This is a genomic window from Streptomyces sp. NPDC015532 (genome assembly GCF_043078065.1).
In the GTDB taxonomy this organism is placed as follows: domain Bacteria; phylum Actinomycetota; class Actinomycetes; order Streptomycetales; family Streptomycetaceae; genus Streptomyces.
Map to the genome: position 1 here is coordinate 85,060 of NZ_JBIBSY010000023.1, position 22,060 is coordinate 107,119.

At 71.9% G+C, this 22,060-nt stretch carries 20 protein-coding genes; 8 read left to right on the forward strand and 12 right to left on the reverse strand.

Annotated elements, in window-relative coordinates; genetic code table 11:
• Positions 1-27: 27 nt before the first annotated feature.
• The 5 genes from ACF07B_RS39990 to ACF07B_RS40010 form a co-directional block, all read right to left on the reverse strand.
• Complete coding sequence (locus ACF07B_RS39990) at positions 28-2,589, reverse strand: ABC transporter permease (RefSeq protein WP_392182559.1); 2,562 nt, start codon at positions 2,587-2,589, stop codon at positions 28-30.
• Positions 2,586-3,344, reverse strand: a complete 759-nt coding sequence (locus tag ACF07B_RS39995; RefSeq protein WP_392182560.1) for an ABC transporter ATP-binding protein — start codon at positions 3,342-3,344, stop codon at positions 2,586-2,588. The genes ACF07B_RS39990 and ACF07B_RS39995 overlap by 4 nt, the downstream gene beginning before the upstream one ends.
• Positions 3,341-3,646 (reverse strand): SHOCT domain-containing protein, encoded by a 306-nt coding sequence (locus ACF07B_RS40000; protein WP_392182561.1) that lies wholly within the window; start codon positions 3,644-3,646, stop codon positions 3,341-3,343. The genes ACF07B_RS39995 and ACF07B_RS40000 overlap by 4 nt, the downstream gene beginning before the upstream one ends.
• 235 nt (positions 3,647-3,881) lie before the next feature.
• Positions 3,882-5,120 (reverse strand): ROK family protein, encoded by a 1,239-nt coding sequence (locus tag ACF07B_RS40005; RefSeq protein ID WP_392182562.1) that lies wholly within the window; start codon positions 5,118-5,120, stop codon positions 3,882-3,884.
• A 138-nt stretch (positions 5,121-5,258) separates the two neighbouring features.
• A complete protein-coding gene (locus tag ACF07B_RS40010; protein ID WP_392182582.1) occupies positions 5,259-5,936 on the reverse strand; it encodes an alpha-ketoglutarate-dependent dioxygenase AlkB family protein in 678 nt (225 codons plus the stop codon).
• Between the two features lie 58 nt (positions 5,937-5,994).
• Between ACF07B_RS40010 and ACF07B_RS40015 the strand changes: the two genes are divergently transcribed.
• The gene (locus ACF07B_RS40015) at positions 5,995-7,143 is read left to right on the forward strand and encodes a methyltransferase (RefSeq protein WP_392182563.1); all 1,149 of its coding nucleotides are present in this window, start codon (positions 5,995-5,997) and stop codon (positions 7,141-7,143) included.
• Positions 7,144-7,291: 148 nt separating this feature from the next.
• On the forward strand, positions 7,292-8,689 hold the full coding sequence (locus ACF07B_RS40020; RefSeq protein WP_392182564.1) for an FAD-dependent oxidoreductase: 1,398 nt from the start codon (positions 7,292-7,294) through the stop codon (positions 8,687-8,689).
• 121 nt (positions 8,690-8,810) lie between these two features.
• On the opposite strand, the gene ACF07B_RS40025 is transcribed toward ACF07B_RS40020, so the two are convergent.
• From ACF07B_RS40025 to ACF07B_RS40040, 4 genes are all read right to left on the reverse strand, one after another.
• A complete protein-coding gene (locus tag ACF07B_RS40025; RefSeq protein WP_392182565.1) occupies positions 8,811-10,046 on the reverse strand; it encodes a hypothetical protein in 1,236 nt (411 codons plus the stop codon).
• Entirely contained in the window at positions 10,043-10,219 is a 177-nt protein-coding gene (locus ACF07B_RS40030) for a hypothetical protein (protein ID WP_392182566.1), read from the reverse strand. The genes ACF07B_RS40025 and ACF07B_RS40030 overlap by 4 nt, the downstream gene beginning before the upstream one ends.
• Before the next feature lie 305 nt (positions 10,220-10,524).
• Positions 10,525-11,376 carry a ketose-bisphosphate aldolase gene (locus tag ACF07B_RS40035; RefSeq protein ID WP_392182567.1) on the reverse strand — a complete coding sequence of 284 codons (852 nt, stop codon included), beginning with the start codon at positions 11,374-11,376 and terminating at the stop codon, positions 10,525-10,527.
• Between the two features lie 150 nt (positions 11,377-11,526).
• Complete coding sequence (locus ACF07B_RS40040) at positions 11,527-12,408, reverse strand: SIS domain-containing protein (protein ID WP_392182568.1); 882 nt, start codon at positions 12,406-12,408, stop codon at positions 11,527-11,529.
• A gap of 132 nt (positions 12,409-12,540) precedes the next feature.
• On the opposite strand from ACF07B_RS40040, the gene ACF07B_RS40045 reads away from it, so the two are divergent.
• From ACF07B_RS40045 to ACF07B_RS40060, 4 genes are all read left to right on the forward strand, one after another.
• Positions 12,541-13,320, forward strand: coding sequence for a DeoR/GlpR family DNA-binding transcription regulator (locus tag ACF07B_RS40045; protein WP_392182569.1), 780 nt, complete (start codon positions 12,541-12,543; stop codon positions 13,318-13,320).
• Positions 13,321-13,506: 186 nt separating this feature from the next.
• Entirely contained in the window at positions 13,507-14,952 is a 1,446-nt protein-coding gene (locus tag ACF07B_RS40050; RefSeq protein ID WP_369481587.1) for a glyceraldehyde-3-phosphate dehydrogenase, read from the forward strand.
• 378 nt (positions 14,953-15,330) lie between these two features.
• Positions 15,331-16,500 carry an MFS transporter gene (locus tag ACF07B_RS40055; RefSeq protein ID WP_392182570.1) on the forward strand — a complete coding sequence of 390 codons (1,170 nt, stop codon included), beginning with the start codon at positions 15,331-15,333 and terminating at the stop codon, positions 16,498-16,500.
• Between the two features lie 92 nt (positions 16,501-16,592).
• Positions 16,593-17,357 (forward strand): maleylpyruvate isomerase family mycothiol-dependent enzyme, encoded by a 765-nt coding sequence (locus ACF07B_RS40060; RefSeq protein ID WP_392182571.1) that lies wholly within the window; start codon positions 16,593-16,595, stop codon positions 17,355-17,357.
• Positions 17,358-17,442: 85 nt separating this feature from the next.
• Here ACF07B_RS40060 and ACF07B_RS40065 read toward each other — a convergent pair whose 3' ends face one another.
• A complete protein-coding gene (locus ACF07B_RS40065) occupies positions 17,443-17,856 on the reverse strand; it encodes a MarR family winged helix-turn-helix transcriptional regulator (RefSeq protein WP_369481584.1) in 414 nt (137 codons plus the stop codon).
• Positions 17,857-17,941: 85 nt separating this feature from the next.
• Here ACF07B_RS40065 and ACF07B_RS40070 point away from each other — a divergent pair, with 85 nt between their 5' ends.
• The gene (locus ACF07B_RS40070; RefSeq protein ID WP_392182572.1) at positions 17,942-19,501 is read left to right on the forward strand and encodes an MFS transporter; all 1,560 of its coding nucleotides are present in this window, start codon (positions 17,942-17,944) and stop codon (positions 19,499-19,501) included.
• A gap of 64 nt (positions 19,502-19,565) precedes the next feature.
• Complete coding sequence (locus ACF07B_RS40075) at positions 19,566-19,901, forward strand: DUF6332 family protein (RefSeq protein WP_392182573.1); 336 nt, start codon at positions 19,566-19,568, stop codon at positions 19,899-19,901.
• Here the strand turns inward: ACF07B_RS40075 and ACF07B_RS40080 are convergent.
• Together ACF07B_RS40080 and ACF07B_RS40085 are read right to left on the reverse strand one after the other, a co-directional pair.
• On the reverse strand, positions 19,862-20,527 hold the full coding sequence (locus tag ACF07B_RS40080; RefSeq protein ID WP_392182574.1) for a response regulator: 666 nt from the start codon (positions 20,525-20,527) through the stop codon (positions 19,862-19,864). The genes ACF07B_RS40075 and ACF07B_RS40080 overlap by 40 nt on opposite strands.
• Entirely contained in the window at positions 20,524-21,762 is a 1,239-nt protein-coding gene (locus tag ACF07B_RS40085) for a sensor histidine kinase (RefSeq protein WP_392182575.1), read from the reverse strand. Before ACF07B_RS40085 ends, ACF07B_RS40080 begins: the two co-directional genes overlap by 4 nt.
• Positions 21,763-22,060 lie beyond the last annotated feature (298 nt).

Below are 22,060 nucleotides of genomic sequence, written 5' to 3' on the forward strand. Positions count from 1 at the left end.
CACGGGCGTCGTACGGCATCGGGTGGCTCACTCCGTGGCGATGGCCCGCAGCACGTCGAGGCGGGCCGCCCGCCGTGCCGGACGCAGGCCCGCGAGGGCCCCGGCCGCGAGCCCCACCAGCGCCACCACCGCGAGACGCAGCGGCGGGAGCGCGAAGGCGAAGGCGCTGTCCGACGCTCCGTCGGAGGCCTCGACCAGCACCCAGCCGAGGAAGGCACCGAGGGCGAGCCCGCCCGCCGTGCCGAAGGCGGCGACGAGGACCGACTCCCAGCGGACCATGGCGCGCAGTTGCGCCCGGGTCTGTCCGACGGCCCGCAGCAGACCCAGTTCCCGTGTGCGTTCGTGGATCGCGAGCGTGAGGGTGTTGGCGATGCCGAGCAGGGCGATGAACACCGCGAGGGCCAGCAGCGCGTAGACCAGGGTCAGCATCATGTCGATGCCGGCCGCCGAGGACTGCGCGTACTCGTCCCGGGTCTGCACCTCGGGACCGCCGTACCGCTCGGCGACGCTCTCCACCGCGTCCTTGCCCTCGGCCGTGCTCACGCCGTCCCTGAAGGAGACGGCGACGAGCGTGTCGGCGTCCTGGGTGCGGTGCGGTGCCCAGGCGGCGCGGGTGATGACGTAGTCGCCCGCGAGCTCCGACCGGCCGTAGACGGCACGGACGGTGAAATCCGCCCGCTGCCCGTCGGTGAAGGCCAGGTGCGCCGTGTCGCCGGTCGCCAGGTGCTGTCTGCCGGCCTCCTCGCGGGTGATCGCGATGCCGTCGGCGCCGAGGCCGTTCAGGGAGCCCTGTACGCGGCCGAGGTCGAAGACCTTGCCGAGGGTGACCGGATCGGTGACCGTCAGCGCACGGCCCTGGCCGTTGACCTCGGCGACCCCCTTGCCCAGCCCCACGGCGTACGCGACCGCCGGCTGACGCGCGAGGGCCGGGGCCAGTTTCGGGCTGAGACCGCTGCCGCCCGCTCCGAACGACGGTGTGCTGACGGCGACATCACCGGCGAAGGAGCGCGAGACGGTCTGGTCCATGGTGGCCTTGAGCGAGGCGCCGAAGACCGTGAACAGTGAGACGACGGCGACGCCGATCATCAGGGCGCCCGCGGTGGCCGCGGTCCGCCGGGGGCTGCGCAGCGCGTTGCGCCGGGCGAGTCCGCCGGTGACGCCGCGCAGCCTGTCGAGGGGCGCGCCGAGGACCCGTACGGCGGCCGAGGACGCGACCGGACCGAGGACGACGAAGGCGGCGAGGGCCAGCACCGCGCCGAGTCCGGCGAGCCACAGCGACGGGGTCAGCAGGACACCGGTCAGGGTGACGCCCACCGCCAGGGCGGCCAGTCCCCCGCCCGCCGTCGCCCGTACCCGCGAGGCACCGGACTCGTCGACCGCGGTCTCCCGCAGGGCGGCGAGCGGGGCGGTACGTCCCGCCCGGACGGCGGGCAGCAGGGCGGAGCCGAGACAGACGACGACACCGACGCCCAGCGGCAGCAGCATGGACAGGCCGCTGATCACCAGGCTGCCTTCGGGGAAGGGGAATCCGATGGCCGGGAAGAGGGCCTGGAGTCCGGCCGCGATCCCGATGCCGCCGGCGATCCCCGCCGCCGAGGCGGCCACGGCGACGACGCTCGCCTCGGCCAGGGTCGACGCGGTGACCTGCCGGCGCGAGGCGCCCAGGGCGCGCAGCAGCGCGTTCTCACGGGTGCGCTGGGCGACGACGATCGCGAAGGTGTTGTGGATGGAGAAGGTCGCCACCAGGAGCGCGATGCCGGAGAAGACGAGCAGGAGCGTGGTGAAGATGCTCAGGAACTGGCTGGAGATCATGTCGGTGTTCTCCTGCGCGGACTCCTGTCCGGTGATGGCCTCGACTCCCTTCGGAAGCACCGGGGTCAGAGCGGAGACCAGCTCGTCCTGACCGGTGCCGGGGCCCGCGCGCACGCGGATGCTCGCGGCCTCGCCGGGCTTCGCGGTCAGGTACTTCTCCGCGTCGGCCCGCGTCATGCCGGTGAAGGTCACCTGGGCCATGCCGTCCTCGCCGCCGAACGTCGCGAGGCCCACGATCGTCACCCGGACGGGGTCGGGCGTGCGCAGGACCGTCGTGTCGCCGATCTTCAGGTGGCCCTTCTCGGCGGTCCCCCGGTTGACGACGACCTCACCGGACCTCGCGGGGGCGCGGCCTTCGGCGAGCCGGTACGCGTTGAGCTTCGGGTCGTCGATCCAGTTGCCCGCGAGGGTGGGCGGGCCCTGGCCGCCGATGGGCTTGCCGTCGGAGCCGATGAGCTGACCGGCGCCCTGGATGTCCGGCGCGGCGGCCGCGACACCGGGGATCCGCTCGATCGTCCTCACCAGATCGGTGCGGACGGGCGCGCGGACGCCCTGGCTCTCCCCCGGCGTGGTGATGGTGTCGGCGCTGCGGACGACGGCGTCGGTACCCTTGGCCGCGTTGCCGAACATCGTGTCGAATCCGGCGCGCAAGGTGTCGCCCATGACGAGGGTGCCGGCCAGGAAGGCGACGCCGAGGAGCACGGCGAAGAACGTGCCCGCGAACCGGCGTTTGTGGGAGCGCAGCGACGAGGCGCTGAGGCGCAGGGCGGCGTTCATACCGGTGCCCCCTTGCTGTCGAAGGCCTTCATGCGGTCGAGGACCTTGTCGGCCGTCGGGTTCTCCATCCGGTCCACGAGGCGTCCGTCGGCGAGGAAGACCACCTCGTCGGCGTGCGCGGCGGCGACCGGGTCGTGGGTGACCATGACGACCGTACGGTCCATCCGGCGCACCGCCCGGCCGAGGAGGCCGAGGACCTCCTGGCCGGAGCGGGAGTCGAGGTTGCCGGTGGGTTCGTCGGCGAAGACGACGTCGGGTTCTCCGGCGAACGCCCGTGCCACGGCGACGCGTTGCTGCTGTCCGCCGGACAGTTCGCTCGGCCGGTGGTGGAGCCGGTCGCGCAGACCGACGACGTCGACGAGGGCGTCGGTCCAGGCGCGGGAGCCCTTGGTCCCGGCGAGCTCCATGGGCAGGGCGATGTTCTCGGCGACCGTGAGCGTCGGAATCAGGTTGAACGCCTGGAAGACGAAGCCGATCCGGTCGCGGCGCAGCAGGGTCAGACGGCGGTCGTCGAGGGTGCCGAGCTCGGTGTCGCCGATGTACGCGGCCCCCGAGGTGAGCGTGTCCAGTCCGGCCGCGCAGTGCATGAGGGTGGACTTGCCCGAGCCCGAGGGCCCCATGATCGCGGTGAAGCGGCCGGCCGGAAAGCCCACGCTCACCCCGTCGAGGGCCCGCACGGCGGTGTCGCCGCTGCCGTAGACCTTCACGGCGTCGACGACACGTGCCGCGTCCGGGCGGCCGGTCGCGGTGGTCATGCCGCACCGCCCTTGCCCGTACGTCCGAACTGCTCGTCCAGGACGGACAGCCGACGCCAGTACTCGTCCTCGTCGATCTCTCCGGAGGCGAAACGGCGTCCGAGCACGGCGATCGGCGAGTCACCGGCCGGCAGGGACCCGCCGGGGCCGAAGCCGGACGTCGTGGCCCACGGGCCACGGCGTCCGCGCCAGGCGGTGCGCCGCAGGACGGTGACGACGCCGATCACGACGGCCGCCCAGATCAGCGGGAAGAACAGGATCCACGGGCCGGGGCCGCCGTCCCAGTTCGCCAGGGTCTGCATCTCGAGTCATCTCCTCGGTGGAACCACGCGTCCGCGCGGGATCTCTTGGTGATGCTTCGAGACTCGCCCCGGCAGGGGGGTGAAGTCGTCGTACGGCCAGCGGCAGTGCGCGTACCTCGGCGGGAGTACGCCGGGCGCCCCGGCCTGCTTCCCCCGGCGGCTCGCCCGTTCGACGGCGGCCCGGGGATGCCGGACCGCCGGCCGGGCCTTCGCCGTCCCGTGGCGCTCCCGAGGGTCAGACGGGCAGGGCCTTCAGCGGATCGTCGAGCACCGGCTGCCAGGCCAACTCGGCCGCTCCGACCAGGCTGTTGTGGTCCAGGGTGCAGGCGAGGATCGGTACCCCGCCGCTGCGCCCCCACAGACTGCGGTCGGCGACGACGGCGCGCAGCCGGTCCGGGTCGGCGTCCAGCAGGGCGCGGTGCAGCCCGCCGAGGATGATGCGGTCCGGGTTGAGAATGCTGATGAGACCCGCCAGGCCGAGGCCGAGACGGTCGATCAGCGCCTCGATGGCCGTGCGGACGGACGGATCGTGACTCTCGTCGCGGATCAGCTCGTTGGACTGCTGGAGCAGCGACACCTCGGGCCCGGGGGTCCGGCCGGCCGCGGTGAGGAAGGCCAGCGGGTCGGCCTCGACGTCGAGGCAGCCGCGGCTTCCGCAGTGGCAGGGCCGCCCCTCGGGATTGACGGTGAGATGGCCGACTTCGAGGGCGAGCCCCGAACTGCCGGTGTGCAGACGCCCGTCGAGCACCAGGGCACCTCCGACGCCACGGTGGCCGGTGGCCACGCACAGCAGGTCGCGGGCGCCTCGCCCCGCTCCGTGCCGGTGCTCGGCGAGGGCGGCGAGGTTGACGTCGTTGGCGGCGAACGCCGGCCCCTCGATCCCGGCCGCGCGCACCCGCTCCGCGAAGATCTCCCGGACGGGGGCGCCGGCGGGCCAGGCCAGGTGCAGGGGATTGAGCGCGAGCCCTTCGGGTTCGGTGACGGCCGACGGTACGGCGAGCCCCGCGCCCACACAGCGGCGCCCGGTCTCGCGGAGCAGTTCGGCGCCCGCGTCGACGACCGAGCCGAGCACCTTCGCCGGATCGGCGTCGACGATCTCACAGCCGGGCGCGGTCGCGACGATCCGGCCGCCGAGGCCGACCAGGGCGGCACGGAACCCGTCGGCGTGCACCTGCGCGGCCAGCGCGACCGGCCCGTCGTCGGCGACCTCCAGCCGGTGCGAGGGCCGACCCTGCGAACCCGCCGCGGCGGCGGGCCGCGCGTCGACCCGGATCAGCCCCAGCGCCTCCAGCTCCGCGGCCACCGCGCCCGCGGTCGCCCGGGTGACTCCCAGCTCGGCGGTGAGCACGGCACGCGTCGGCGCGCGCCCGGTGTGCACAAGTTCCAGCGCCGGTCCGAGCGCTCCGCGCCCCCGGTCGAGCCGTGTCCGCGTGCTGCCATCCCCCGCCGTCCGGGGGCCCGCCTTGCCGTTCATGAGGGCGAGTCTCCCATGATCCGCTCCCGCGGGGCCCGTCCGGTCGCGGCTGCCCCCGCGCGACCGTGACGGGGCTGTCTGCCGATTAGCTCGTCGCCATCGCACGGCGGACGGCGGACGGGAACTGCCGGACAGCCCCTACGGATCGGGCTCCGGCGGGAAGCCACCGGCGCGGAGTGTGAGGTTCAGCCGCCCGGTCAGTCCCAACTCGGGGGGCGCCGTGCCCGCGTACACCTTCGGCACTCCGTGGTACGCGAGCCGTGACGGGCCGCCGAACACGAAGAGGTCGCCGCTGCGCAGCTCGACGTCGGTGTACGGCCGAGTCCGGGACTCCGTGTTGCCGAACCGGAAGACGCAGGTGTCGCCCAGGCTCAGCGACACGACCGGGGCGTCGCACGATTCGTCGCTGTCGCGGTGCATGCCCATACGGGCTTCGGCGTCGTAGAAATTGATCAGCGCGATGTCGTACGCGGCGGACGGATCCGTACCGAGGGCGTCGGCGCCCAGGGTGTCCGTGACCGCCTCGCGGGCCAGGTCGCCGAGCCGCTCGGGGAAGGGTTTCACCGGCGAACCGTCACCGTCGACCACCGTCCGCGCGTAGCCGTACGGGTACCAGTGCCGGCCCAGACAGACCTGGCGTGCGGTCATCGTGCCGCCGCCGGGGGTGCGGACGGTGCGCAGGCCCGCCGGGGGACGGGCCCAGCCTCGGCAGGCTTCCAGCATCCGGCGCTGGCCTCCGGCGTCCAGCCAGTCCGGAAGGTGCACGGCGCCCGGCGCGATCTCCGCCCTGGCGCGCGGGAACAGCTCCGCGTCCATCGACATGCCCCCATCCTCGCGCACCTCGTGCGCCCGGGTCGCTTAGCCTTGACCCACGATGAACGACCGGATGACGACACCCTGGGGCGAGTACGAACTCGCCCGCTTCCCTGAGGACCCGCGCGACCGGCTGCGTGCCTGGGACGCCGCCGACACCTACCTGCTGCGGCACCTCGCGGAGAGCGGCACTCCGCTGACGGGTTCGGTCGTGATCGTCGGCGACCGCTGGGGCGCCCTGACCACGGCGTTGTCCGAGCGGCGGCCGACGCAGATCACCGACTCTCACCTGGCGCGGGAGGCGACCCGCTCCAATCTGGCGCGGGCCGGTGCCGAGGAGTCCGCGGTCCGGCTCCTCACGACGCAGGACCCGCCTCCCGGGCGGATCGACGTACTGCTCGTACGGGTGCCGAAGAGCCTCGCCCTGCTGGAGGACCAGCTGCACCGGCTGGCACCCGGCGTGCACGAGGGAACGGTGGTCATCGGCACGGGGATGGTCAAGGAGATCCACACCTCGACGCTGCACCTCTTCGAGCGGATCCTCGGTCCGACCCGCACGTCGCTGGCCGAGAAGAAGGCCCGCCTGATCTTCTGCACCCCGCTCCAGGGGATCGCCCGGAGGTCCAACCCCTGGCCGTACAGCTATCTGCTGCCCGACGACGTCGGCCCGGTCTCCGGCCGCACGGTCGTCAACCACGCGGGAGTCTTCTGCGCCGACCGCCTCGACATCGGCACCCGCTTCTTCCTCGGGCACCTGCCGCGCAGCCGGGGCGCCGAGCGGGTCGTGGACCTGGGCTGCGGCAACGGCGTGGTCGGTACGGCCCTGGCGCTCGCCAATCCCGAGGCCGAGGTGCTGTTCGCCGACGAGTCGTTCCAGGCGGTGGCCTCGGCGGAGGCGACGTACGGGGCGAACGCCGACGGCAAGGCCGAATTCCTCGTCGCCGACGGGCTGGAGGGAGTCCCGTCCGGCAGTGTCGACCTCGTCCTGAACAATCCCCCGTTCCACTCCCACCAGGCGATGACGGACACGACGGCCTGGCGGATGTTCGCGGACGCCCGGCGCGCGCTGCGGCCCGGTGGCGAGCTGTGGGTGGTCGGCAATCGGCATCTCGGCTATCACCTGAAGCTGCGCCGTCTCTTCGGCAACAGTGAACTGGTCGCGGGTGACGCCAAGTTCGTGATTCTCCGGGCCGTGAAGAAGGACGCCTGACGGTAGGCCGTCCCCCGGGGCGGGGCTGCCCCGGGGGCCGCCCCGGCTCCTCAGCGCGGACAGAATTCGCTCACTTCTTGATCACCTCTGGACACCTGCGCCGACAACCGTAAAGTGATGCCGATCACCAATGACACCTGGGGGAATCATGTCGCGCCGCGCTGTCGTCATCGGCGGGAGCGTGGCCGGCATGCTCGCCGCCGCGGCCCTCTTCCGGTCCATGGACGAAGTGATCGTCCTGGAGCGTGACGAACTGCCCGACAGACCGTCCCCGCGCAAGCGGATCCCCCAGGCCCGGCACGCCCACATCCTGCTGCCCAGCGGACGCGACGCCATCCAGGAACTGCTCCCGGTGGCGAACGTGCACCGGCGCCTGCTCGCCGCGGGAGCGCGCGAGCAGTCCATGACCGACATGCTGGGTTTCGGCCCGCAGGGCTGGTACCGACGCTGGCCGACCGTGACCGACGACCTCCTGCTCACCTGCTGCAGCCGTGACCTGCTCGACTGGACCCTGCGCGACGCGGTCCTGAGCACCACGCCCGTCGTCGTCCGCCGTACCGAGGCGCTGTCCCTGGTAGGAACGGCGGAACGCGTCACCGGTGTACGGGTCCTGTCCGAAGGCCTCGAGGAGGAGCTGCGCGCCGATCTCGTCGTCGACGCGAGCGGGCGGGGTTCACGGGTCGAGCACTGGCTCGAGGGGCTCGGCGTGACGGAGATACCCACCGAGGAGGTCGACTCGGGACTCGTCTGCGCCAGCCGGGTCTTCCGCGTGCCGTGGGGCGCGGAGGACTTCCCGCTGACCCAGGTCGAGGCGGACCCGACGGTCTCCCGGCCGGGGCGCTCCGGGACCCTGGTGCCGATCGAGGACGGCCGCTGGCTGGTCACGCTCGCGGGCACCCGCGGCGGCGAACCCACCGTCGACCCCGACTACTTCACCGACTTCGCCCTCCGCCTGCGCCATCCGCTCATCGGTCAGCTCGTCTCCGTCGCCGAGCCGCTCGGCGAGGTGTTCCTCAGCCGCAGCACCCGCAACCGGCGCCGTGACTTCGAGAAGGCCCTGATGCCCGAGGGCCTGGTGGTGCTCGGCGACGCCGTCGCCACCTTCAACCCCGTGTACGGGCAGGGCATGTCCGTCGCGGCCCTGGGTGCCCAGGCGCTGAGCCGGCAGTTGCGGCAGACCGATGTCACCGCGCCGGGCTTCGCCCGCGACGTCCAGCGGGCGGCCGCCAAGTCCGTCTCGGCCGCCTACACGATGAGCACGTCCCAGGACCAGTGGTTCCCGGAGGTCGTCGGCAGGGCTCCGAGCCTCGGCGACCGGCTTCTCAGCCAGTACATGGGCCGGATGGCACGGGTGGCGACCACCTCGTACTCCGTGTCCGCGGCCAGGTGCAAGGTCGCGACGCTCCAGGCCGACACGAGCCGTCTGCTGCACACCGAGATGCTCATGGCCACGCTGAAGGGCCCCGTCATGGAGCCGCTGACCGGGCCGCCGCTGACCGCCGGGGAGAGCGACTTCCTCGACTCCGTGGGCCCGCTCGCCGTGTGACGGCGCGCGCCGTACGGGCGTGGGGCGCGGGTCCGAGCGGTCGCACGCTCCTGTCCTCCGCCCCGCCGTCGTACGAGCGCCCAGAGCGCCCGCGACGCGTACGCCGCCGCGCCGGGCGCGGTCAGGACAGCTGTCGCACCGCGGTCCTCCGGGACTGGATCGCGGCATCGACGATGGGCGTGCGCACCGCCTTGGACAGGCTCAGCAAGGACGGCTGACCCGTGTCCAGCGACCGCGAGCCGACCGCCGGCCGTCGCACGCGCGCGGTGACGGAGACCACCACATCGACGTCACCGACCGAGATGCCGATGGTGCCGGTCTCCGCCATGGGTGTCGGCGTCTCGGCCAGAGCCGCCACGGCGACCATCGCGGCCATCCCGATGACCTCGGCCTCCGCCGCCGAGAACCCGGCGGCCAGCGCGTCCCGGCAGGCACGGCTGCGCACCTGGTCGTCGAGCTGTCCGGCGAGCCGCTTGAGGCCGTCGCGGATGGCGGTCTCCCGTGTGGTGAGCCGCAGTTCGACGTCGCCGATCATCCGCCACGACAGCGCGGTGACGCAGCGACGGCGGCGGCCGGTCGGTCCCGCCAGCAGACGGAACAGCGGACGCAGCCGTACGAACGCCACGGCCGAGTCGATGCGCGGACCGACGAGGGGAAGGATGTAGCCGGCCGAGGCCAGACAGGAACCGACGGCCACCAGCGGTGCCACGCTGGTGCTGAGGCTGTCCCAGCGGTGGCCGAGCCAATGAGCGGTCAGCGCCACGGACTTGACGACGCCGTAGGCACTCGTGAACAGCCAGCCCAGCACGAGCAGGGCCAGTGAGCCCCGGGTCCAGCGTTTCACCTTCCGTATCCAGCTCCAGCACAACAGGGTCGTCGTGACCGCGGCCACCATGTGCGCCACCAGATACAGCACGATCATCTCCCGGATGAACGGCGTCGAGGCGTAGTAGGTGTCGAAGTCGGCCCGGCGTTCGACGGGCGCGTCGCCCAGCGAGAACAGCACGCCCTCGGCGGCGATCACTCCCAGGTAGCTGAACAGCCATGCCCGCGCCGTACGCCGTACCTGGACGGGGTCGTTGCCCCGCCAGTGCACGATGAGGATGAGGGAGGCCGCGCCGAACGCGGTCACCGCGCCGTACGTCAGCGGCGCCGCGATGTTCGGAATGCCCGTGAGGCTGTTGACGAGGATGACGGTGGGCGGCGCACCGAGCACGAAACAGAGTCCCGACAGCAGGATGACGGCGCAGAACGACCGCTTGAGCGGGTCTCTCCGGTGGCGGCGCAGGTCGGGCAGCTGGGCGGCGAGTCCCATCCAGAGGATGGCCGCGGCCAGGTAGTAGATCAGTCCGTTCACATCGGGCCCAGAGGTGCGCGTGGGCCGGGTTCCCGGTGCGTGCCGGAGTGCGGGCGCGGTCCCCGAAGCGCGCTGGGGTAGCGGCCGGTTCCGGACAGCGCCTCGTTCACCGGGGCGTACAGCCCGTCGTCGCGGGCCGACCTACGGATACCGGCCAGAAGTTGACCGCTCAAGGCCTTCTCCGTCCTGCGCCCGGCCCGGTGCCGGCCCTGCCCCGAAAACACCGCAAACCCCTGCTCCCCGCGTTCATGGGGCATACGGACGCGTGCCCGAGTGACCTCCGGGGCGAAGTCTCACCCGCGAGCCTACCGTGCCCTTTCGGCCTCCTCATGGTGGTTCACCCTAGCCACCTTGTCACCCGCTCGAACTGCCGTCGGTGCAAAAGCACATACGTGGAAATCGGCTTCCACCCGACCCGGTACACGCCGAGCGGCCGATTTGGGGCGCATGTCCGGCTGTAGCGGCACCTGGACGGCGCTCACCCCCGCAACACACCGAGGAACCCCGCCACTGTCCGCGCCATCGCCTCCCGCCCCGCCCCCAGGTACTTCCGTGAGTCCACGGCGTCGGGGCTGGCCGTGAGGAACTCCCGGATCGCGCCCGTCATCGCGATGTTCAGGGCGGTGCCGACGTTGACCTTGGCGATACCGCCCTGGACGGCCGCCCGGAGCTCCGCGTCGGGCACCCCGGAGGAGCCGTGCAGGACGAGGGGGACGCCGAGCGAGGCCGCCAGGCGCTTGAGCAGGTCGTGGTCGAGTGCCGCGGTCCGGGTGGTCATCGCGTGCGAGCTGCCGATCGCCACGGCCAACGCGTCCACGCCGGAGTCCGCCACGAAGGCGCGGGCCTCCCCGGGATCGGTACGGGCACCGGGCGCGTGCGCGTCCCGCGGGGGCTCGCCGTTCTTGCCGCCGATCTCTCCCAACTCCGCTTCGATCCACAGGCCTTGGGCGTGCGCCCAGTCGGCGGCGGCCCGGGTCGCGGCGAGGTTCTCCTCGTAGGGCAGGTGCGAGGCGTCGTACATGACGGAGCTGAACCCGGCCCCGGGCGCCTGGCGCAGCAGGTCGTCGCTCTTCACATGGTCGAGGTGCAACGCGACGGGCACGGAGGCCCGTTCGGCGGCGGCGGTCGCGGCACGGGCCAGCGGGAGCAGTCGCCCCTGGCGGAACTTCACCGCGTTCTCGCTGACTTGGAGGACGACGGGCGCGCCGGCCGATTCCGCCCCCGCTATGACGGCTTCCATGTGTTCCAGCGTGATGATGTTGAACGCGGCGACGGCGGTCCGGGCCTCGGCGGTCCGGGCGACCAGCTCACCGGTTGCTGCGAGGGGCACAACTCCTCCTGCTCCATGGGGGATCGAGCCGGTTCGCCGGCTCCGGCGACATCAACGGGTCCAGGGGTGCGGAGGCCTCGGCGATGCATGCGGCCTCGGCGGCCTTCAGCGGCCTCGGCGACACACAGGGCCTCGGCGACACCTGCGGCTTCAGCGGCCGAGAACCACCGAGCGGGTGAGGTGGCGGGGCCGGTCGGGGTCGAGGCCGCGCGCCGCGGCGACGGCGACGGCGAGGCGCTGGGCGCGGACGAGTTCGGCGAGCGGGTCGAGGCCCCCGTCCACCCACAACCCGCCGGTCCCGCGGACCTGTTCGGCCAGCCCGTCGGGCGCTTCGCCGAGCATCCAGGTGGCGGTGCCGTGGGTCGTGATGCTGATGGGACCGTGCCGGTACTCCATCGCCGGGTAGGCCTCGGTCCAGGCGAGGGAGGCCTCCCTCATCTTGAGCCCGGCCTCGTTGGCGAGCCCGACCGTCCAGCCGCGGCCGAGGAAGGTGAACTGCGAGCAGTCCACGAGCCCTTCGGGCAGCGGGGCGCCGAGCGCGGTGCGCGCGTCCGCGACGACGGTCTCGCCGTGCAGACCGAGGTGGGCGCGGAGCAGGGTGAGCGCGGTCGTCGCGAAACGCGTCTGCACGACGGAGCGTTCGTCGGCGAAGTCCAGCACGACGACGTCGTCCGCGGACGTCATCACGGGTGTGTGCGGATCGGCGGTGACCGCGGTCGTCCGCGTGTGTCCGCGCAGTCGTCCGAGAAGGTCGAGCACCTCGGTGGTCGTGCCGGAGCGTGTCAGGGCGACGACGCGATCGTACGAACGGCCCGCGGGGAACTCCGAGGCGGCGAAGGCGTCCGTCTCGCCCTGCCCGGACTCCTCACGGAGCACGGCCGCGGCCTGTGCCATGAAGAACGAGGTGCCGCACCCCACGATCGCGACGCGTTCCCCGGCCGCCGGCAGAGCGGCTTCATGTGTCGCCGCCTCGTCGGCGGCGCGGATCCAGCACTCGGGCTGGCTGCTCAGCTCGTCCTCGACATACGTCATGGCGTGCCCCTCCCACTGATGGCCCCTGATGCTTGTTTCTGCAAGATATAGCGAGTTTTCGAGCACAATCAAGCATTTGAACGCACTGGGGGTGCGTTAAGGTCGCGAAGGACCGAGGAATGGAGGGCCCTGATGTCGCGGGACGCCCGGTGGAAGGCACTGCTGGAACTGCTCGTGGAGCGGGGCCGCCTGGACGTCGAGCAGGCCGCGGCCCGGCTGGAGGTCTCGGCTGCGACGATCCGGCGCGACTTCGACCAGCTCGCCGAGCAGCAGATGCTCGTACGCACCCGGGGCGGAGCGGTCGTGCACGGCGTCTCCTACGAACTCCCCCTGCGCTACAAGACCGCCCGGCGCGCCTCGGAGAAGCAGCGCATCGCGAAGGCGGTGGCGGACCTCATCAGCCCCGGCGAGGCGGTCGGCCTCACCGGCGGCACCACGACGACCGAAGTGGCCCGCGCTCTCGCCGTACGCCCGGACCTGGCGTCGGGCTCCCCCGCGCTGACCGTGGTCACGAACGCGCTGAACATCGCGAACGAGCTCACCGTGCGCCCCCAGTTCAAGATCGTGGTGACCGGCGGGGTCGCCCGGCCCCAGTCGTACGAACTGATCGGGCCGCTGGCGGACGGCGTACTCAAGCAGATCACCCTGGACGTCGCCGTGCTCGGCGTGGTCGCGTTCGACGCCACGCACGGCGCCGCCGCCCACGACGAGGCAGAGGCGGCGATCAACCGCCTCCTGTGCGAGCGGGCCGAGCGCGTGATCGTCGCCGCCGACTCCAGCAAACTGGGGCAGCGCGCGTTCGCCCGTATCTGCGCGGCCGGGTCGGTGGACACACTCGTCACGGACGCGGCGGCGGGACCCGAGATGATCGGACGCTTCGAGGAGGCCGGGCTCGAGGTCAGGGCCGTATGACCCTCCGGCACTTCCTCCGGACGGCCTCCCGCGCCTGAAGCGACGGCGACTCTCCCGAAGGGCCGGCATCCCCTGCCCCGATGACCCCTGGCGGACGTGTCCCTCCCCACAAGTGGACACCGCATGAACACCAGAAAGAGGGTCCGGTTACCATATGAGCGCCACCTAGCTCGAAAGATGATTCCTGTGACTGTCAACGACGACGCGTTCACCAACTGGAAGACCCGCGAAGAGATCGCGGAGTCGATGATCCCCATCATCGGGAGGCTGCACCGGGAGCAGGACGTCACCGTCCTCCTGCACAGCCGCTCCCTGGTGAACAAGTCGGTGGTGAGCATCCTCAAGACCCACCGCTTCGCCCGGCAGATCGCCGGCGAGGAGCTCTCGGTCACGGACACGCTGCCGTTCCTCCAGACGCTCACCACGCTCGATCTCGGTCCGTCCCAGATCGACATCGGCATGCTGGCCGCGACCTACCGGGCCGACGACCGCGGTCTGTCCGTCGAGGAGTTCACCGCCGAGGCGGTCGCCGGCGCCACCGGCGAGAACAAGATCGAGCGCCGTGAGGGGCGTGACGTCGTCCTCTACGGGTTCGGCCGCATCGGCCGCCTGCTCGCCCGGCTGCTCATCGAGAAGACCGGCTCCGGCAACGGCCTTCGCCTGCGCGCCATCGTCGTGCGCCAGGGCGGCGACCAGGACATCGTCAAGCGCGCCTCGCTGCTGCGCCGCGACTCCATCCACGGCCAGTTCCAGGGCACGATCACCGTCGACGAGGCGAACAGCACGATCATCGCCAACGGCAACGAGATCAAGGTCATCTACGCCAACGACCCGTCCGAGATCGACTACACGACGTACGGCATCAAGGACGCCATCCTCGTCGACAACACCGGCAAGTGGCGTGACCGCGAGGGCCTGTCGAACCACCTGCGCCCCGGCATCGACAAGGTCGTCCTCACGGCTCCCGGCAAGGGCGACGTCCCCAACATCGTGCATGGCGTCAACCACGACATGATCAAGCCGGACGAGCGGATCCTGTCCTGCGCGTCCTGCACCACCAACGCGATCGTGCCGCCGCTGAAGGCGATGGCCGAGGAGTACGGCGTTCTGCGCGGCCACGTGGAGACCGTCCACTCGTTCACCAACGACCAGAACCTGCTGGACAATTACCACAGCTCCGACCGCCGGGGCCGCTCCGCGCCGCTGAACATGGTCATCACCGAGACGGGTGCCGCCTCCGCGGTCGCCAAGGCGCTGCCCGACCTCAAGGCGCCCATCACCGGAAGCTCGATCCGTGTTCCGGTGCCGGACGTCTCGATCGCGATCCTCAGCCTGCGCCTGGGCCGCGCGACCACCCGCGAGGAAGTCCTCGACTACCTCCGCAACGTCTCGCTGACCTCGCCGCTCAAGCGCCAGATCGACTTCATCAGCGCCCCCGACGCGGTGTCCAGCGACTTCATCGGCTCGCGCCACGCCTCGATCGTCGACGCCGGCGCCACCAAGGTCGAGGACGACAACGCGATCCTCTACCTCTGGTACGACAACGAGTTCGGCTACTCCTGCCAGGTCATCCGTGTCGTCCAGCACGTCTCCGGGGTGGAGTACCCGACGTTCCCGGCACCGGCGGCCTGAGCCACCGGTTGCCCCAGAGGTTCCCCTCGGGTCGGCGAGGGGTGCCCGGGCTTTCACGGCTCGCGCCTGACCAGCGCGATCGACAGGGCCGCGACACACGCTGAGGGCCGCCATCCGTGTTCCGGGTGGCGGCCCTCAGTGTTCGCTCGAACGGCTGCCGCAGCCGGGGCAGACGGAGGGAGCGATCCTCACCGGGCGGCCGTCAACCGCCTCCCGCAGGAACGCCGCGAGGTCGGCGGGGACACCTTCACCCCCCCCACCAGCGCATTCATACAGCCGCACCTCTCCCGTCCGGCCCGACACCCCCTTGCCCCGAGCGTGGCAGCCGTCTAACGTGAGTTTGTGCCGCTAATAAACAAACTGGTTCCGCACAGTGTCGTGCCGGATCGTTCCCTCACCCGACTCCGCGTGATCATCACCGCCTTCTTCGCCCTCGACGGCTTCGTCTTCGCCGGCTGGGTCGTCCGGATCCCGGCCATCAAGCACCAGACCGGCGCCTCCTCCGGCGCCCTCGGCCTCGCGCTTCTCGGCGTCTCCGCCGGCGCCGTGATCACCATGATGCTCACGGGGTGGCTGTGCCGACGATTCGGCAGTCACCAGGTGAGCGTGGTCTGCGGAGTGCTGCTGTCCCTGAGCATCGTCCTGCCCGCGCTCGCCCGCTCGGTGCCGGTTCTCGGACTGTTCCTACTGGTCTTCGGCGTCGGCTACGGCGGTATCAACGTCGCCATGAACAGCGCTGCCGTCGATCTCGTGGCCGCGCTACGCCGCCCCGTGATGCCCGGTTTCCACGCGGCCTACAGCCTGGGCGGCATGTTCGGAGCGGGTCTCGGCGGCCTGGTCGCCGGGCATCTGTCACCGACGCGCCACCTGCTCGGCATCGCCGTCATCGGCCTGCTCGTGACCGGCGTCGCGGGACGCGCGCTGCTTCGCGAGGACGCCCCGGTGTCACCGGATCGCCCCCGGGATGAAGCCCCCGAGGGGCGACGACCCCTTGTCGACGCCCGCACCCGTGGCCTGGTGCTGGTCTTCGGTCTGATCGCCCTGTGCAGCTCGTACGGCGAGGGCGCGCTCGCGGACTGGGGCGCGCTCCATCTCCAGCAGGACCTGGAAACTCACCCGGGGACAGCCGCCGCCGGATACTCGTGCTTCGCCCTCGCCATGACGATCGGCCGGCTGAGCGGGACGGCGCTGCTCGAACGGCTGGGCCGGACCCGCACCTTGGTCCTCGGCGGCACGACGGCCTCGCTCGGCATGCTGCTCGGTGCGCTCGCGCCCTCCGTCTGGCTGGCTCTCGTCGGCTTCGCCGTCACCGGGCTCGGCCTCGCCAACAACTTCCCCGTGGCGGTCGACCGGGCCGGCGCGCTCGCCGGAGCGAGCGGGGTCGCGGTCGCGTCCACCCTCGGGTACGGGGGCCTGCTGCTCGGGCCGCCCGCGATCGGGTTCATGGCCGACTGGTACTCGTTGCCGACGGCACTCACGAGCGTGGCGGCGCTCGCGGCAGCGGCCGCCCTGATCGGATTTGCGACGCGCCGGGCGGCCGTGGGCTGACGGGGGAACAAGTCCGCCGAACTCGACGTCCCTCCCCCGCGCTTCGGCCTCGCACTCCGCGTCACCGGCCCGCGTCGGGCACACTTCTCGGCATGGAGATTCGGGATTACGTGGAAACCCTGGACCGGGAGGGCCGGTCGCTGGCCGCTGCCGCGGAGAAGGCGGGCACCGACGCCGAGGTCACGACCTGCGCGGGCTGGCAGGTGAGGGATCTGGTGCGGCACACGGGCATGGTCCACCGCTGGGCCACCGCGTTCGTCGCCGAGGGGCACACCTCGTACCACCCCGACGGCGGTCTGCCGGATCTGGACCACGACGAACTGCTCACCTGGTTCCGCGAAGGGCACGCCCGGCTCGTGGACACCCTGGCCGGCGCCTCGCCGGACGTGCGGTGCTGGAGCTTCCTGCCGGCGCCCTCGCCGCTGGCCTTCTGGGCACGCCGGCAGGCGCACGAGACCACCGTGCACCGGGTCGACGCCGAGTCCGCGCTCGGCGTCGAACCCACCGCCGTCCCTCCGGACTTGGCGGTCGACGGGATCGACGAGCTGCTGCGCGGATTCCACACACGGGACAGGAGCAAGCTCCGCACCGCAGAGCCCCGTGTACTGCGCGTGCGCGCCACGGACCGCCCGGACGCCGTGTGGACCGTACGCCTGTCGCCCGAAGCACCGATCGGCGAACGCGGCGATCACGCACATCCGGACTCCGGCGAGAACACGGACGTGGACTGCGAGTTGGCGGGACCGGCCGCGGGGCTCTACCTCGCGCTGTGGAACCGCGCGCCGTTCCCGAGCGTGACGGGCGACGCCTCGCTCGCCACGCTGTGGCGGGAGAAGTCCGCCATCACCTGGAGCTGAGGAACAGAGCCAGGACCCAGGGGGAGCCGGGGGACTCCGGGCACAGGCGGGCCGGACCAGCGGGCAGGGCAACCGGTCAGTCCGGTCAGTCGCCGGATGCCGCCGGGCCGCCCGCCAGCATCCGGGACAGGACCGCACGCTGCAACGGCAGTACCTCGCCGTGCAGTTCGCGCCCCTTCGGCGTGAGGCACACACGGACACCCCGCCGGTCCTCGGCGCACATCCCACGCGTCACGAGGCCGTCCTTCTCCAGGCGTCCGATCAGCCGGGACAGGGCGCTCTGGCTGAGGTGGACGCGTTCGGAGATCTCCTGGACCCGGAAGCTGGGACCGCCGTCCGCCGCGGTGCCCGCCACCAGCAGGTCGAGAACCTCGAAGTCGCTGGCTCCCAGGCCGTGGGGATGCAGCTCGCGGTCGAGCTCGCACAGGGTGCGCGCGTGCACCGTCAGGATGTCGCGCCACTGGTCCACGAGCCCTTGCTCGGCATTCTCGGCCGCCATGCCCGCACCGTAGCAAAGAATCAACTTTGTTGCATCGGAATTAAATGCACTTGCATTCAATGCATGTGCATGTACTCTCGTCGGCATGACCTCTCCGCTCACCCACCCCGTGCCGGGACGCTGGACCCCCCGGCTGTGGGGCACCTTGCTCGTGCTCTGCGCCGCGATGTTCCTGGACGCGCTGGACGTGTCGATGGTCGGCGTGGCACTGCCGTCCATCGGCTCCGAACTCGACCTCTCCACCGCGACTCTCCAATGGGTCGTCAGCGGCTACATCCTGGGCTACGGCGGGCTGCTGCTCCTCGGCGGACGCGCCGCCGACCTGCTGGGCCGCCGCCAGGTCTTCCTCATGGCCCTCGCGGTGTTCGCGCTCGCCTCGGTGCTCGGCGGACTCGTCGACTCGGGCCCGCTGCTGATCGCCAGCCGTTTCATCAAGGGCCTGAGCGCCGCGTTCACCGCACCCGCGGGCCTGTCGATCATCACCACGACGTTCGCCGAGGGTCCGCTGCGCAATCGCGCGCTCTCGATCTACACCACCTGCGCGGCCACCGGATTCTCGATGGGCCTGGTCCTGTCCGGTCTGCTCACCGAGGCGAGCTGGCGGCTGACCATGCTCCTGCCCGCGCCCATCGCCGTCGTCGCCCTGTTCGCGGGCCTGAAGCTCATCCCGCGCAGTGAGCGCGAGAAGAACCACGGCGGTTACGACATCCCCGGCGCCGTCGTCGGCACCGCCTCGATGCTCCTCCTCGTCTTCACCGTCGTCCAGGCGCCGCAAGCCGGCTGGGGATCGGCCCGGACCCTGCTGTCCTTCCTCGCGGTCGCCGTGCTGCTCAGCGTTTTCACCGGCATCGAGCGACGCAGTCCGAGCCCGCTGATCCGGCTCGGCGTGCTGCGCTCCGGCAGTCAGATCCGGGCCCAGCTCGGCGCGATGGCGTTCTTCGGCTCGTACGTCGGCTTCCAGTTCCTGGTCACGCTGTACATGCAGTCGCTGCTCGGCTGGTCGGCCCTGCACACCGCGCTCGCCTTCCTGCCGGCCGGCGCTCTGGTGGCGCTGTCCTCGACCAAGGTCGGGGCCGTCGTCGACCGGTTCGGCACACCTCGGCTCATCGCGGCCGGCTTCGCCCTGATGGTCGCCGGGTACGCGCTCTTCCTGCGCGTCGACCTCGACCCGGTCTACGCGACGCTCATCCTGCCGACCATGCTGCTGATCGGCGCCGCGTGCGCCCTGGTCTTCCCGTCTCTCAACATCCAGGCGACCAACGGCGTCGACGACCACGAGCAGGGCATGGTCTCGGGCCTGCTCAACACCTCGGTGCAGGTCGGCGGCGCGATCTTCCTCGCGGTCGTGACGGCCGTCGTCACCGCGAACTCCTCCGAGGGGTCCTCGCCCCAGGACACCCTCGACAGCTACCGGACCGGCCTGATGGTGGTGACCGGCATCGCTCTGGCGGGACTGCTGATCACCCTGCCCGGCCTGCGCGCCCGACGGCCGCGGGAGTCCGTCGTCGTCGCCCGGTCCGGACGGATCGACCAGGTCGCCCCGTCCGACCCGACGGGTCTGTCCAGCCAGTCCGCCGGCTCCGGTCGGTCCGGCGAGCCGGTGGGCGAGCGGGGGGCGGAGCCGGTCGGCGTCCACGATCGCTGAACGCCGCCGACGCGCGCCCGGTGGGCTCCTTGCCCCGCCGGGCGCACGGCTGTTGACTCGGACCATGAGGAACAACGGTGGAAACGCGGGCGGTTACGGCGGCAGTACGGGAGCTACGGGTGGGGGACGGACCCAGGCACAGCGCGACGCCGTCACCGTCGAGATCGGATACGCCCTGGCCAGCGCGGTGTTCGTGGCGGCGGTCGCCTTCGGGGTGGTCACCGGGCCCGCTCTCTTCCTGGACCTGTCGTCCGGCGCGGTGCACGCGCTCATGACCGTGGGCGGCATCCTGGCCACCGTCCTCTTCGCGCTGCGGGTCGCCACCGTACTGTTCCGCTTCCGGCAGGGGCCTGCCCTGCCTCAGCCCAGCCAGCCGGGCCGCACCAACCCCGACTCGTAGGCGAGCACCACCAGTTGGGCGCGGTCGCGTGCCCCGAGCTTCACCATCGTCCGGCTGACATGGGTCTTGGCCGTGAGCGGGCTGACGACCAGGCGGCGGGCGATCTCGTCGTTCGAGAGCCCGATGCCGACCAGCGCCATCACCTCCCTTTCCCGCTCGGTGAGTTCGGCCAGGGTCTCGGCCGACCCGGGCTCCTTCGAGCGCGCCGCGAACTCGGAGATCAGCCGGCGCGTCACCCCGGGCGAGAGCAGGGCGTCGCCCTCGACCACCGCCCGTACCGCGCGCAGCAGTTCATCGGGCTCGGTGTCCTTGACCAGAAAGCCGGAAGCACCGGAGCGGAGGGCCTCGAAGACGTATTCGTCCAGCTCGAACGTGGTGAGCATGACCACCTTCACGTCCCCGAGAGCCGCGTCACCGGTGATGCGGCGCGTGGCGGCGAGGCCGTCCAGCACGGGCATCCGGATGTCCATCAGGACGACATCCGGGCGCAGTTCGCGGACCGCGCGCACCGCCTCCTCGCCGTCGGCGGCCTCCCCGGCCACCTCGATGTCCAGCTGCGCGTCGAGCAGCGCCTTGAAGCCGGCTCTGACCAATGACTGGTCGTCGGCGAGCAGTACGCGGATCACCGGTTCTCCTCCTTGGCCTTCCACGGCAGTACGGCCAGCACCCGGAACCCTCCGTCGTCGCGCGGACCGGCCTCGATCGTGCCACCCAGCGCGGCCGCCCGCTCGCGCATGCCCGCGAGCCCGTTGCCGCTTCCGCCCGCGTCCGCGCCGGTGGCCGGACCGTCGTCGTCGATCCGCAGCCTCAGCACGCCCCGCTCGTGATCGAACCGCACCCGTGCCCGGCGCGACCCCGAATGCCGTACTACATTGGTGAGCGCTTCCTGGACGATGCGGAACGCGGCGAGGTCCGTGCCGGGCGCCGGTGCCGGGACCTCACCCTCGATCTCGACCGTGAGACCGGCGCTCGCCGCCTGCTCGACCAGTTCGGGAAGCCGGTCGAGCCCGGGAGCGGGCGCGCGCGGCGCCTCCCCCGGTGTCCTCAGGGTGTCGAGCACTTGCCGGACCTCGCCGAGGGCCTCCTTGCTGGCCGCCTTGATGGTGGTGAGCGCCGTACGCGCCTGTTCGGGGTCGGAGTCGAGGAGCGCGAGGCCGACGCCCGCCTGGACGTTGATCACCGAGATGCTGTGCGCCAGTACGTCGTGCAGTTCGCGGGCGATCCGCAGCCGTTCCTCGTCGGCGCGCCGCCGGGCGGCCTGCGCGCGCTCGGCCCGCTCACGGCTCCACTGCTCACGACGCACGCGTACCAGTTCCGACAGCGCCACCACCGCCACGACCCAGGTGGCGATGCCGATCTCCTGCATCCACGACGGAGGGTGGTCGCCCGTCGGCGGCAGCCGGCCGTACAGCCAGTGGGCGACCAGGAGGTGCCCCGCCCACAGCAGGCCGAGCGCCGTCCAGGCAGCTCTGCGGTGCCCGGCGATCACGGCGCTGAAGCAGCCCACCGCGACGGGGAGGAAGACCGGCCCGTAGGGATATCCCGCGGCCACGTAGACCAGGGCGACCGCGGCCGTGCCGAACACGACGAACACGGGGTGGCGCAGGCGCCAGAGCAGCAGGCCGGAGCCCACCACGAGGAGCGCCCGGGCGAAGGGGTCCAGCGCGAGCCGGTCGCCGTGCTGGGCGTGGGCCGCGAAGGTGGAGCCGATGAGCACGAAGGCGGTCAGCAGCAGCGTGGAGCGCCACGGCCATCGCGCGCGGCGCCCCTCGTCGTCCCAGCGGTCCCGTCCGTGCGGCCCGTGCCACCATCGCGATGGACCGCCCCACGCCGGTGCCGCGGGTGTGTGCTGCTCTTCCATGGCCGTCACGCTAGACGGCCGACCGCCGCCGCGGCGTCCGCCGGGCGAGGTGATCACCCGTACTCCCCACGGAGTACGACGCGCCGAGGCCAGGCCCACACCGGGGCGACCCACGACCCGCCCCATGCCGATGACACCCCGGGCCGCACCGAGGACGGCCAGCCCGGTCAACGCCAAAACCGGCCCCGCCCACGCCGAAGGGCGACCCAAGCCGCGCCGAGGACGGCCAGCCCGGTCAACGCCGAAAACGTCCCCGTCCACGCCGAAGGCGACCCGAGCCGCACCGCGGACGACCCGG